The sequence below is a fragment of the Shewanella canadensis genome, assembly GCF_003966225.1.
GTDB classification, from domain to species: Bacteria; Pseudomonadota; Gammaproteobacteria; order Enterobacterales; family Shewanellaceae; genus Shewanella; species Shewanella canadensis.
The window spans coordinates 101581-114381 of record NZ_RXNU01000005.1 but is presented as its reverse complement, the minus strand read 5'-3'; the positions used below and the strand labels follow the sequence as shown (position 1 = coordinate 114381).

General features: G+C 44.1%; 11 protein-coding genes. 6 read left to right on the top strand and 5 right to left on the bottom strand.

From position 1 onward, the window contains the following. Positions 1 to 334: 334 nt before the first annotated feature. Positions 335 to 1120, bottom strand: a complete 786-nt coding sequence (locus EKG38_RS11130) for an alpha/beta fold hydrolase (RefSeq protein ID WP_246033142.1) — start codon at positions 1118 to 1120, stop codon at positions 335 to 337. A 207-nt stretch (positions 1121 to 1327) separates the two neighbouring features. Between EKG38_RS11130 and EKG38_RS11125 the strand changes: the two genes are divergently transcribed. The 3 genes from EKG38_RS11125 (at position 1328) to EKG38_RS11115 (ending at position 2622) form a co-directional block, all read left to right on the top strand. Beyond that, complete coding sequence (locus EKG38_RS11125; RefSeq protein WP_126520336.1) at positions 1328 to 1534, top strand: AbrB/MazE/SpoVT family DNA-binding domain-containing protein; 207 nt, start codon at positions 1328 to 1330, stop codon at positions 1532 to 1534. Positions 1535 to 1723: 189 nt separating this feature from the next. Continuing rightward, positions 1724 to 2239 (top strand): hypothetical protein, encoded by a 516-nt coding sequence (locus tag EKG38_RS11120; RefSeq protein ID WP_126520335.1) that lies wholly within the window; start codon positions 1724 to 1726, stop codon positions 2237 to 2239. 125 nt (positions 2240 to 2364) lie between these two features. Beyond that, positions 2365 to 2622, top strand: coding sequence for a hypothetical protein (locus EKG38_RS11115; RefSeq protein ID WP_126520334.1), 258 nt, complete (start codon positions 2365 to 2367; stop codon positions 2620 to 2622). 145 nt (positions 2623 to 2767) lie between these two features. On the opposite strand, the gene EKG38_RS11110 is transcribed toward EKG38_RS11115, so the two are convergent. Further along, complete coding sequence (locus tag EKG38_RS11110; protein ID WP_126520333.1) at positions 2768 to 2968, bottom strand: hypothetical protein; 201 nt, start codon at positions 2966 to 2968, stop codon at positions 2768 to 2770. 1719 nt (positions 2969 to 4687) lie between these two features. Here EKG38_RS11110 and EKG38_RS11105 point away from each other — a divergent pair. Further along, positions 4688 to 6451: a hypothetical protein gene (locus EKG38_RS11105; RefSeq protein WP_126520332.1), complete on the top strand. Its 1764-nt coding sequence runs from the start codon at positions 4688 to 4690 to the stop codon at positions 6449 to 6451. 85 nt (positions 6452 to 6536) lie between these two features. On the opposite strand, the gene EKG38_RS11100 is transcribed toward EKG38_RS11105, so the two are convergent. Further along, on the bottom strand, positions 6537 to 7202 hold the full coding sequence (locus EKG38_RS11100; RefSeq protein WP_126520331.1) for an SDR family NAD(P)-dependent oxidoreductase: 666 nt from the start codon (positions 7200 to 7202) through the stop codon (positions 6537 to 6539). A 251-nt stretch (positions 7203 to 7453) separates the two neighbouring features. Beyond that, entirely contained in the window at positions 7454 to 8371 is a 918-nt protein-coding gene (locus EKG38_RS11095) for a GGDEF domain-containing protein (protein WP_126520330.1), read from the bottom strand. A gap of 261 nt (positions 8372 to 8632) precedes the next feature. On the opposite strand from EKG38_RS11095, the gene EKG38_RS11090 reads away from it, so the two are divergent. Both EKG38_RS11090 and EKG38_RS11085 read left to right on the top strand, forming a co-directional pair. Beyond that, on the top strand, positions 8633 to 9274 hold the full coding sequence (locus EKG38_RS11090; protein WP_246033141.1) for a class I SAM-dependent methyltransferase: 642 nt from the start codon (positions 8633 to 8635) through the stop codon (positions 9272 to 9274). 308 nt (positions 9275 to 9582) lie between these two features. Next, positions 9583 to 12021 carry a Lon protease family protein gene (locus EKG38_RS11085; protein ID WP_126520329.1) on the top strand — a complete coding sequence of 813 codons (2439 nt, stop codon included), beginning with the start codon at positions 9583 to 9585 and terminating at the stop codon, positions 12019 to 12021. A 107-nt stretch (positions 12022 to 12128) separates the two neighbouring features. Here the strand turns inward: EKG38_RS11085 and EKG38_RS11080 are convergent, their stop codons facing one another. Continuing rightward, positions 12129 to 12569 (bottom strand): universal stress protein, encoded by a 441-nt coding sequence (locus EKG38_RS11080; protein WP_126520328.1) that lies wholly within the window; start codon positions 12567 to 12569, stop codon positions 12129 to 12131. Positions 12570 to 12801 lie beyond the last annotated feature (232 nt).

The following is a 12801-nucleotide window of genomic DNA, read 5'->3' as shown; positions in this document are numbered from 1 at the left end:
ATGTACTCAGTTCTTAACCATTAACAATGCCGTCTGCAGCAAAAAATTTGAATGATTGTCCAGAACCGCAATAAAAAGGCCTGCTAATAAGCAGGCCTTAAGAAAATGAGTGAAAAGCGCGTCGGGGGCTAGCTATTTCAGGGTTTTGCTACGTCCCTCGTTGACCGCGCTGTAAGCCCAGAAACTAACACGGTTGCTGAACTTAGAGTCATGATATCCTAAACTTAACAACCCTATCACGCTCTAAGAAACGCTTTTCATAGTTAATTGTAGTAGATAATTTGCCGATAAGTTGCTTAGGAACCAAACAGTCTAAAAAATTTGAGCGTTATTTCTAACAAGAAGATAAGGTTAGGAAGCTTTCTACCTTGTCACATAACCATTGAGGATCATCCAGTGGTATATCATGACCGGCAACCGTATTCACAAGCAATGGTTCATGCCATCTCTCCGCTATTGCCTTAGTAGCATTATGGCTAACAAGATTATCATTGAGGGATGATATAAACAGCAGTCGACAACTCACTGGTCTTGTGATGTCAAACCTAAACGCTGCCAATAACTGTCTGAAAAAATTAATTTTACTGATTGGGTTCTCTTCTGCATAACTAACCCAATCATCGATTACTTTTGTGTTTTCTCTCCGGTTTGAAACCAAGCTATAGATAGCCTTCTCTCGCCGCTCCACATTCGAGAATACAGCCTTGATGATTTTAAAATAATTTTCCGGACTTAACCTATGATGGAAACCGGAATAATTTTTGGCACTGGTATTTATACAGATAACGCTATTAATCTCATCCGGGTACATTGCAGCCCAGCGAAGTCCAATCATGCCTCCCATAGAGATGGCGATAATGTTGACCGGAGCTCTGGCATCGAGATCTTCTCTGATTTTATCTACCATCGACTCAATTGAGACGGGAGACAATTCCATATTTCGCCGACCAGATCCTGGAATATCGACACAGATAACATCGGAATCGGAGAATGCCTTAGACAGTAGAGCCGGGAACTCTCCCCAATGTCTCTGCTCTCTGAATAACCCCCTGATCAAAACAAAGGAGATTGATTTTTTCATCAGCGGCATATTGCGTCTACCGTTCCAGGGGCTAACCAAGAGTCACCTCCCCCTTCTGGGCGGTTCCTATTATCTTCATATTAGGACACAGCCCGAGGATTAGGAAGAGTCATGGTTCCATATACGGGTCATAACCATGGTAATCACTTGATCGAACCTAGTTCTACTATAATTTTAATTCATATGCTTTGTTCTTACAGGCCGGGCATAACTCTGAATGCTGGATGACATAAGTGAATAACGATAATGACTGAACTTAAGATACGATCCGTTGGTACGGGGTTGGGAATTGAGCTGCCACACGATGTACTCGACCAGCTCAAACTCCATAAAGGAGAAAGTCTATTTCTGGAAGTAATGTCTGATGGCAAGTATCGGCTGGCCAATTACAATGAAGTAGCCGATGAGCAGATGACCCTAATCGAGGACTACATGCACGAAGAAGACGCCTGAAATAGAATAACCACTACCCCATTACTGTTTATTGTGAACTCGGGGGCGCACCATACTTGAGCCCTTTATTTGGAGAGCTGTTTTCCTAAGCATAAACAGTAGTCTCGTTTTTACACGCCTTTACATTAGGGCGACACTGCTTGAACGTGTATTTGATACGCTGTAACTATCAACTACGCCGGAGTGCTTATGTCTACATTAACCACCATACGAAATGCGATTTTATTGCTCACATTAACCGGAGCCACAGGCTCTGTAATGGCTCATCCAAACCACGTGGTTCCCGCCAAAGCTTCCCCTTACAAAGCAAGCGTACACGTGAAGAAAGTTGTCGTTAAGCCTGGTCATCGCCCGGTTCATAAAGCACCTAAACACCGTTCATACCATCATAAGCATCTACCCGCCTCTGCAAGCTTCATTGTTATTTCAGGCATTAGCTATGCCATCGTCGATAATGCGTACTACAAGCGAAATGGTGACCAATATATTTATATTCAGCAGCCTCCGGTAACGGTACAAACAAGTGTAAACGAAGCCTCTATGGAACTGACCTCCGAATCAATAACAGGGTCCATAGTCGATCTGTTGCCAGCAAACACCACCACAGTGACAGTGAATGGCGTGACCTTCTATGTCGATGGCAGTGATTGGTATGCACCTATAGCTGGCACGCCTCGGTTTGTGATTGTCGAGCCCCAGCTTTGATGTTTGATGTTAATACGGCTCATACTCGATGGTGAACTACACTTTTAGAAGAGACGATGTTGTAAATTTGAGGCTTCCCCTGTGTAACCACAATTGTCAGTGGTTTTGAACGATAAGGAGTGAAAATGGAACTATTACTTGATGAACTTTTGGAAATTATTGAGTTTGTGAGTGAATACCAATACAAGGAGGATGGGAGTTACGAGAAAAAAGACCTATTCCAACAAGGCCGCTTTCGAACTATTGAAATAAAACAGAAATGTATCGCTGATTATAATGACTCGCCGTCAATTTCGAAAATTAACCAACTGCTTGGACAGCTGGACGAAAAATTAGAGAAAGGTTACGACAATCCGGAACTTCAGGTCTGGAAGTTGATTTAACACAACCGCTTCCGCTAGCCAGTTGATGGCCCAACTGGCTGATTATGTCTAATACATTTTGATTAACTTTTCATGCAGCGCTTCGAAATGGGCTGTCTTCATTCACTCTTTCCTTGAACGAACCTGCTTAAGCAAACTTTACTTGTTAAGCGATGCTGGTTAATACACCCGATTTAATCTCTTTTTCGCGCAGTACCCATGCCTGAGCGATCGACTCTTGAGCGCTGGCTAAGGGATTATCTCTCTCTAGCGCCTCGGTCATCGTCTCTAATGTGTTCAGTGATTGTGCTCTTCTTAACTTGAACAGGTAATCCAGTGTCATTGGATCAATTTTTGAAGTTTGCATTTAATCTCGTATTGTTATTAATCTTGTATCGGCAAGTTTAGTTAATAAATCCACAGCTAAACCTAAGAGGTTAAACTCTGTGAGTTTGCAGCTTGTACGGCCGTATCTTGATAGATACGGCTTAGTTTAAACGATTGCTAATTGAAAGATCAAAGTTTAGTCGTGGTCAACTTAGCATTAAACCCAAAAAGATACTGGCAGATAGATAGTTTGGCCACATTAAAACCGATTATCAGTGTGGTACCAGATCCAACCTCTGACTCCCCTTCCTGCTGGTGGTAAGTTTGTTGATGTTTATGGCAAGCATGCTATTTATTCTCTTCTTGCCTTGTTTCTCTTGGGTGAGTTTTAACTTAATTGTCTCTACTCTACCTTAACTAGGTAGCTTAGCTTAATTACTCCCTCTCTCGTTTAAGCAGTAATAAAACTTCAAGTTTCAGATTAAACATGGTCAGAGCATGTTTAATCCCTACCACAATGTCATTAACAATTTAACTCTATCCGTCAGACATAAAATCAAAACCAAATGACGTTAAAAGGTCTACTTACATTATCTTTATAGAGTAAACACCCCATTTTACAACGAGGTCTACTTCGTTGATAAATATAAGCAGCATCCACTGCTAATTAATCGATTTATCATTTACGATTTTACTGCAAAGTTAATATTCCCAGGGGGAAATAATTAGCTAGCCATATCACAACGCAAAGTTTCAGCTTTAAACATTTGACTAATCTCTAAACCTTCATTCATTTTCCTGTGCGTAAGCACTGTAATTAAAACACACAAATTTGCTATCTCTCCTAAACCTAATTTTATCTATAAACTTTTTACAACCTTAAAGAAATAGACGTTTTACATAGAGCACCTCTAAAAGCCTTGACCTCTAACTTAACTTTGTCAGGCGATAAGCTCGCTATCTTATTCCAATACTAATCTCTGTGATTAAATTTACATTTCAGCCCTAAAAGATAACCTATATCACGCTACTCAGCATTTAGTGATCAACTCCACAGTAAGAGTCTACACCCAACCGCAGTCAAGTTTATCGCTTTAAAAACAGGCGTCTACACAAAGAAGGCGTCAGCAACAAGAAAGCCTTCACTTCTTGACCTGGTTAACATTAGCCTTATTAATATACTGGTAGGAAACAGTCTATTTTACGCTAAATCTAATACTTCCTAGACTGACGAATAAGCACATATTAATTAAGTAAAAGCTGTAGTAAAAAAATCTTATGCGTTTTTCTAAAAACTAGATCTAGCTCATAAAACAAACCAAACCGTTCCTGTAAGTTGAACTAAAATAAAGTAACAATTTTGTTAAATGCAATTTCAGCCGTAAACACAAATCGCCACGTTAATATTGGTTAACTTTGAATGGAATATTAGATTCAACAAAAACATCAATTAAGCATGAGTGTAAAATCGTCGGCTTACGCTCTGCAATATAAGTAAACTGCCGACAAACATAACCGTTCAATGCGGTTTTAATTTTGGAAGAGACAAACGTTGGATCATGTCTTTCGACTAAGTGCATCCTGAATAAATCTAAGGCGCTTCGAGTGACTGTTGTAAACAGTGAAATTTTTATAGAAAGCCCCTTGTTTTATGAGGTGGTATTTACATCTCTTAGCATGAAAAGGCATTAATCTGTTTTTGGCGTAGTGGTCTAATCCATAAATACAATTATATAAAAAATAAAAATGGAGTGCAGTGATGAGTAAAACTAAAGTATCGGGATATATAGGCTTACTTGCCTTAATCCTTGCTCTTCCGGTTAGCGCCGGTAAACCTGTAGACAATGATGGAGATGGTTACAAATCCAGTTTAGATTGTAACGATAACAACTCATTAGTCTGGGAGCTAAACTCATGTGGCGTCTGTGACGTCGAACCCGTCAATGGCTGTAATGCCTCTAACCCACACTCAGATCTGAGTTGGACCGACTACCCAAATGCTTGTATAAACTGCCACGACGGTGGAGTTGGTGGTTCCCAGTATGATGAGATGTTTGGCTCTACTCACTATCAATGGACGGGTGATACGCCTGACATGGTAAATCAGGGTGGTACCCTACAGGGTAAGCTTACCAACGCAGTAAACAGCTATTGCATCAACATCGAAGGTGACTGGCCGGTTTGTGGCTCATGTCATGCGGGCCGCGGTATTAAGCCTGGCGAAGGTGATACCAACGCCAATGTCGATTGTTTGATGTGCCACAACAAAGATTACGCACTAAACCGTGTCAGAAAGCCTGACGGTAGCATGGGTCCATCGGATGGTACTGCACAGGTCGATCTCGATGGCTATGTTCAGAACATCGCAGCCCCCGGCAGAACGAACTGTCTTAAGTGTCATGCCTACGCTGGTGGTGGTGATGGTGTGAAGCGCGGCGATATATCTTCAGCCTTAATGGCGAACTCAGATATGCATTTCGATGTTCATATGAACGTCGCCGGTGCTAACCTGGAGTGTCAGGATTGCCATAAGTTTGATAGTCACAGAGTAATAGGTAAAGGCTCAGATCTTCGACCTACCGATGACATAGTCAGAGGCGCAGAGGTAACATGTAGTAGCGGTACCTGTCACGTCGGAATGGACTCAGGCTCCGGACATGCAAGCTCAGGACGTCGTGATGAGCCCGATCGTCACGTGGCAAGAGTTTCCTGTCAATCCTGTCACATTCCAACCTATGCAAAAGATCTCGGCGATCCTTCACACGTTCCAACAGAGATGCACAGAGATTGGCGTTTCCATCATGATGGCACACCAGCCGATGGCGTTTCCGGTGCCGGCCACCCCCATGCCGATAAATTAGCAAACCAGACTCCTGAGATGAAGTTCTGGAATCGTAAGAGTGATAACTACCTGCTGCATGATCTGGGCATTGTGGATCCCGCTACAGGCCGTTATCCAACGTCTCGTCCTATGGGCGATGTATCGGATGGTAAGTTAACGCCATTCAAATACAAGACAGCGACTCAGCCTATGACGGTTGCTGACGACCGTATGATTGCACTCGATACCTTCGAGTATATCAAAGGTTCGGGTAATGCCGTCACCTCTATCGAGGCAGGTTTAACTAACATGGGTTACCCTGTAAATGAGCCTTACAAGTGGATAGAAACTGATACTTATCAGGTGATTAACCATGGTGTGAATCCGGCCAGTGATGTTGCGGCTTGTAGTCAGTGTCATGAAGAGACACTGGATTTAACTACCGATTCCAAGCTGGACGCCCTGGGTTACCGTCTCAAAGGACCTAAAGAGCAAGTGTGTGCTCAGTGCCATGATGGCAGCAAAAACTTACCCCGCACCTGGGATAGAATGCACAATCATGTTGAAAAAGGCAGCGCTGGTATCGGTTGTAACTTCTGTCACGATGTTGAACGTGTCGAACGCAACCTATGTGATCCTTGCGACTCTTCTTGCTCCATCGAATATGTGGATAACATCTCCTATCCACATCAATGTAACTAACTAAATGTCACCAAATCATCAAAAGTAAGTAAAAGGCTGGCACCTGGTGCCAGCCTTTTTATTCTCCTGATTAGCCAGTTAGTTTCTAGCCCCGTGCAATAGTAATATCAGACACATAGCCATGTTCGGTTCCTACCAGCGCTTGCTTAAGCATGGTAGCCGCTTCATCTGCGCTCATAAATCCGGATGTATCCAATGACTTACCGCTTGAGGGCCAAAATTCTGTTGCCATTCCCCCGGGGTAAACAGCAATTAGCTTCATGGGGCTCCCTTTAAGCTCCAATCGTACAGATTCAACTAACCCCCGTACTGCCCATTTAGCCGCACAGTAGGTCGACTCGCCAGCCTTTGCCGCCAGCGCCGCCGTTGACATCACAATCACAACGGTCACAGCCTGCTCTTTGTAGCGCTTCACCGCTTCACGTAAAAGCATGATTGCCGACGTCACATTGTTTTCTATCAAAGAGGTGATTGCATCGGGTTCTTGATTTTCCAAGGCACCAAAATAACCGCTACCGGCGCAGTGTATGATGGTTTTCGGTGTATCTGGGCAGGTATCAAACAGGGCTTTTATATCCTCTGGATGACTCAGGTTCGCCGTCTTAGCCTGGACTTTTTCACTTAAAGGAGCCGCAACTTCACGTAAACGTTGTTCGTTACGCCCCGAAATTAGCAGTTCAATCCCCTCTTCGCTGTAAAGCTTTGCCAGGGCAGCCCCTAGTCCGCTACTGGCACCGGTAATGACAATCATGGATCACTCGCTATTTAACTAATTCAGATAAAAATAGTCACATAAATGGAGCAAGACTACAAAGGAATCCATCCGTGAGGATCAATTATCTGTGATGACTGAATGCATTCCGGCCAATTCTTACACAGCCCCTAATTTAGCGCCCCCTAATTGCATTCATTCAGTTCACGTGACAGAAAAATATTAGCAGAGCATTAACCCGCTTATAGTGAGCAATTTTTAAGGAGTGGTGCCCGGTTCAAGGCGCAGCGTCAATAACTACAGACATTATTCCTGTCACGACTCTTGGCTTCATAGAGGGCAATATCAGCCTCATGGATTAGATCGGTTAATGATTGCCGCCTGTAACATGAAATACCGATACTCACAGTCAGATGTAGTTGCTGACTCTTACTCAGCCTCATCGCTTTTGCAGCCAACATTTTTCTATAGCGCTCTGCGAACGTTACGGCATCACCTTCGGCAACATCGGGGAGGAATAGCAGAAACTCCTCACCGCCATAACGGACCAGAATATCTGACTGACGACTGGTTTGTCGCAAGCTATCGGCAATAAATTGCAGAGCCTGATCGCCGATCTGATGGCCGTATTGATCATTCACGCGTTTAAAATGATCCACATCCAGCATTAATACGGCTAAGTGCATCTTATTGCGCCGGGTTAACTCGTACAATTCACCCATCCGGTGGAGTCCTTCCCGACGATTGTACAACCCGGTGAGGTCGTCATAAGTGGCCTGCTCAATCAGCTTACTTTCAAGCCGTTTCTGAGCGGTAATATCGAAGATGACGCCAATGAGACCGGCAACCTCATTATTGTTATCGACAAAACTGGTTTTATGAAACTTAACATAGCGCTCATCCCCTTGGGTTGAACGCACTACACTTTCATAATTCTGTACTCCGGGGTTCTCGAACAGGGCTTGATCGGCACTATGATAGATCTCGGCCAGTTCTCGATCGAACAGTTCAAACGCACTGCGTCCAATCAGTTTTCTGCGTTCGATTTTAATAAAGTCTTCGAATGCCTTATTACATCCGAGATAGTTTCCATCCCTATCCTTATAGAAAATAGGCACAGGAAGCGTATCTATCAGGTATTGCAACATAGGGCTATTATCTGACAGATAACTGATGAGATCAGAGTCTAACGAACTATCCATATTCATTTAGCGACATCTCTAATACTGTATTTGTTATACTATTCAATTGTATTCCCTTCTGCCAATAACCGCCAGTTTTCTGTACATTTTTCACACAGTTATCATACCTGTGCCTCCTTAAGTCATACTTATCGTTCACTCATAGGTTTCCGGCAGGTTTCATCCATGCTTGTGCATCTATTTAGCAATATTTACCCACATTTTTTCTACGTTATTGTTATTATCGCAACTTACCTTCACATAGCCCGTTGACCTGGATGAAGTATCATGTCTTTGTTTGAAATTGGCATATTGCTGATCACTCTTTTTTTGGCGATGACAATAGTTTGGACCACTATGCGCGTCGGGATCTCGCCAATGCCCAGTTCAGAAAAAGCGTATCGAGCCATGCTCAAACTGACAGAAGACACAGGCGATGGTCCCATTTACGATCTTGGTTCGGGTTGGGGAACTTTAGTCATCCGTATGGCTATCAAGCATCCTAAGCGTAAAGTCATTGGATATGAGCTATCACTACTGCCCTACCTGATAAGCCTGTTAATTAAATCTGTTACAAGAGTGAATAATTTAACCTTATATCGTCAGGATTTTATGAAGGCCGATCTATCCGGGGCATCGGTGCTGCTTTGCTATCTTTATCCTGATGGCATGTCAAAGTTAGATCTCCTTATCGATGCACAATCGAAAAAGGCGTCATGCACATCAACGTCCTGTCTCAGCAAGGTCAATGCCAACCACTTATCTAGCGACACAGCCCATTTTCACTGTGGATGTAATCCCGACTTTGTCATCAGTAATAACTTCGCGCTTCCATCTCGAAAGGCCGAAAAAGAGATCCGTTTAGACGATCTTTATCGCTCGCCCATTTTTCGCTATAAATTGGACCAATCTGTTAACCGCCTAGGTTAATCAAACTGCAGCAAGCATTAACCCTGATTAAGTCATCAATCGTTCTGTCAAATACCGACTACACTGGTTAAGTCTCTTACTGAGCTTAATCTCAAATTTCATGGTTTGATTCATCCTTAGTCATTTCGGTCGAATTTTGCGCATTATTACTGACGGGTTCTCAACTAGCAGCAGATATCTGTTTATAAAGTAGGCATTCGGTCAAAAATTGTTAATAATTTCGCAAACAACGGCAATAAACTACTGAAATTTAAAATCTTCATGCCTACACTGAAAATAACAAGTGTCATATATGAGGTACTCTCCCTATGAAAACATTTCCTCTTGTCTCCCCTCTTAGTAGTGACCAGCTTTACCGAACATCTGAACTTTCGGGTCTCGCTCCTGAATTCAAATCAACCAAAAACTTAACCCCTATCAATGAAATTGTGGGTCAGGAACGCGCTCAACAGGCGGTTGAGTTTGCGATGTCCATGAAGGATAAAGGCTACAATATCTATGCTATCGGACGTAATGGCTTAGGCAAGCGCACTATGGTACTGCGCTACCTCAATCGCCACGAGCCGGATGGTCATGGGCATACCTTATATGACTGGTGCTACGTCATTAATTTCGACGAAGCCCGTACCCCTAAAGTCCTTAAGCTGCCCGCAGGCACAGGAATGGAGCTAAAAAAGGACATAGAGAAGCTCATGGTACGTTTAGTCAAGGCTTTGCCGCTCGCTTTTGACAACGAGATGTACTACTCCCGCGCCGAAAAACTCAAGGGGTTACTTGCCCAGAAACAGGAGTCCGCCTTGCTGGGGCTCACCAAAGAGGCAAAAGAGTCCAGTATCAGCCTGACTATTACCCCCCAAGGTACCTATGAACTGGTCGCCATGAATGGTGAGGAGCCCTATACAGAAGAGTCTTTCGCTCAGCTGCCTAAGAAGAAGCAGGATAAGTTAGAGACGGCCATCACCTCACTGGAGTCGAAGCTTAGGGTTATCGTCAGGCAGTTTACGGTTTGGGAAGAGGAGTATTCCGACAAGCAGCTCAAGCATGATGAGCAGGTCGCTCAAGATGTATTGGCTCACCTCACCGATAAGTTAAAAGATAAATACAGTAGCTTACCCGCAGTGAAAAGCTATCTGGCTGCAATGCACAAAGATATTATCGATAATTTAGACCTTTTTCTTGAAGAGAACGAGGAGCAACTGGCTCTCTCCTACGCCTCACTCGACAAGAAGATGCCAAGACGTTATCAGATCAATGTATTAGTCGGTCAAGATACTGAGAAGATGCCGATCCTCATTGAGGAGACGCCTAACTATCACTCCATCTTTGGCTACATAGAGAATGCGACCTTTAAAGGCACCATCTTTTCTGACTTCTCACTCATCAGACCCGGAAGCCTACATAAAGCCAATGGCGGCGTGCTGATGATCGACGCGATTAAGGTACTCGAACAACCCTATGTTTGGGATGGGCTTAAACGCGCACTGAGATCGAGAAAACTAAGCCTGAGCTCACTCGAGCGTGAAGTCACCTTATCAGGGACTATCTCATTGGATCCTGAGGCTATCCCTTTAGATATCAAGATTATCTTACTTGGCGATTATCAAACTTATCAGCTCTTACAACACTACGACCCTGAGTTCAGTGAGCTATTCAGGGTTACCGCAGACTTCGAAGATGAGATGCCACGCACACAAAAATCAGAAGCCCAATACGCTCAATTTATCTCGAGTATTATTCACGGTAATAAGATGCTGCATTGCGACCGTAGTGCGATAAAACGCATTATTGAATTCAGCTCCCGACAGGCCGATGATCAAAACAAACTGTCTCTGCATTCCGCCGATATTGCCAATCTGCTCCGAGAGTCTAACTATTGCGCTCGTGCGGGCAAGGCCAATATGATCCGTGCCAGCCATGTTGATCAGGCACTGCATAATCATGAGCTCAGGGTATGCCGTCTCAAAGACAATGTGATGCAGAGTTTTGTCAATGGTACCACCTTGATAAGTACTCAGGCCCATGCCGTCGGTCAGGTCAATGCCCTGTCTGTAATTGCGACCTCAGATCACCAATTTGGCGCGCCTAGCCGGATAACTGCCACCACCGCATATGGCGAGGGTAAGGTGTTCGATATCGAACGAAAGGTCGATCTCGCAGGCAGTCTCCACTCAAAGGGGGTGATGATCCTCTCGGCGTACCTTGCCTCTATCTTAGGTAAAACGGCTAAGATCCCCCTGACGACTCACCTCACTTTCGAGCAGTCATACGGCGGCGTCGATGGTGATAGCGCCTCAATGGCGGAACTGTGCGCCATGGCATCGGCGTTCTCTCAACAGCCCATCAGGCAAGATATTGCTATCACAGGCTCGATGAACCAATTTGGCGAGGCTCAACCTATCGGTGGCGTCAATGAGAAGATCGAAGGCTTCTTCGATGTTTGTGTCATCAAAGGACGCAAGGCGACCCAGGGAGTGATTATTCCTCAATCTAATGTCCAAAATCTGATGCTTCGAAAAGACATTGTCGAAGCCGTTAAAAAAGGCAAGTTTAATATTTGGGCAATCGAGCATGTCACCCAGGCCATAGAACTTCTGACCGGTATCCCTTCGGGAATGAATGTCAAAGGCAGCGGTAAGAAAGCGTCATATCCCGATAACTCTATCTTCGGTATGGCTCAAGCGCGATTGGAAAAATTGAGAGAGATAAAATTGAGAGAGAAACACTCACTGGTGATAAAAGGAGAATAACGGGGGACGTTTGTGTTCTTCAGCATCGATGACAAGAGGATAAAGGTCATCGATGCTTAATTAGTCCTACTATTCAGTCTTATTACTTATAATCTTACAACTTATAGTTAAGGGACTAATACCAGCGGAATACCGATACAGTGCGCTAATTTGTTGGCCACACTCCCAAGGATCAGATCGGCGAAACGAGAACGACCTCGGCGACCGACAAAGAGCATATTGGCGCGCTCCTCTTTTGCGCAATCATGCAGCACCAGTGCCGGGTCGCCCCATACCAACTCCGTCGTTATCGGCACATCCGCTCCACTGTATTTTCGTTTAAGTGGCTCGAGTACATTCTTTGTGACCTGCTTTTCCTCTTCGTCACGGTCTAAGATAGTGGGTGGAGCCACCTCTTCCACCATCATAGGTTGAACTGCAGGCCAACTCAGGACATAGACCAGCTTTACCTGTGCGCCGGTTTGCTTAGCTAGATGTACGGCTCGCTCCGTTGCCCTATCGCCCCACTCGCTACCATCCACACCCACAAGATATAGACATTTATTCATCAGTTATCTCCATTGTCGCTAATCCATGCACTATCATCGCCACATAACATCAGGTGCCGATGAATGAAAGTTATCTGTCATCTCTATCATGACAAGCAATAAAACAGCCGTCTACCATTGATTTAAATATATTTTTAATACTTATTGATAAGTGCAACTCGTAGTTTATCTGTCGGGCCGATCTGGTAACAGATAGCTTCAACATGGAGAAATGTCGCTTAATAAGCGAAGT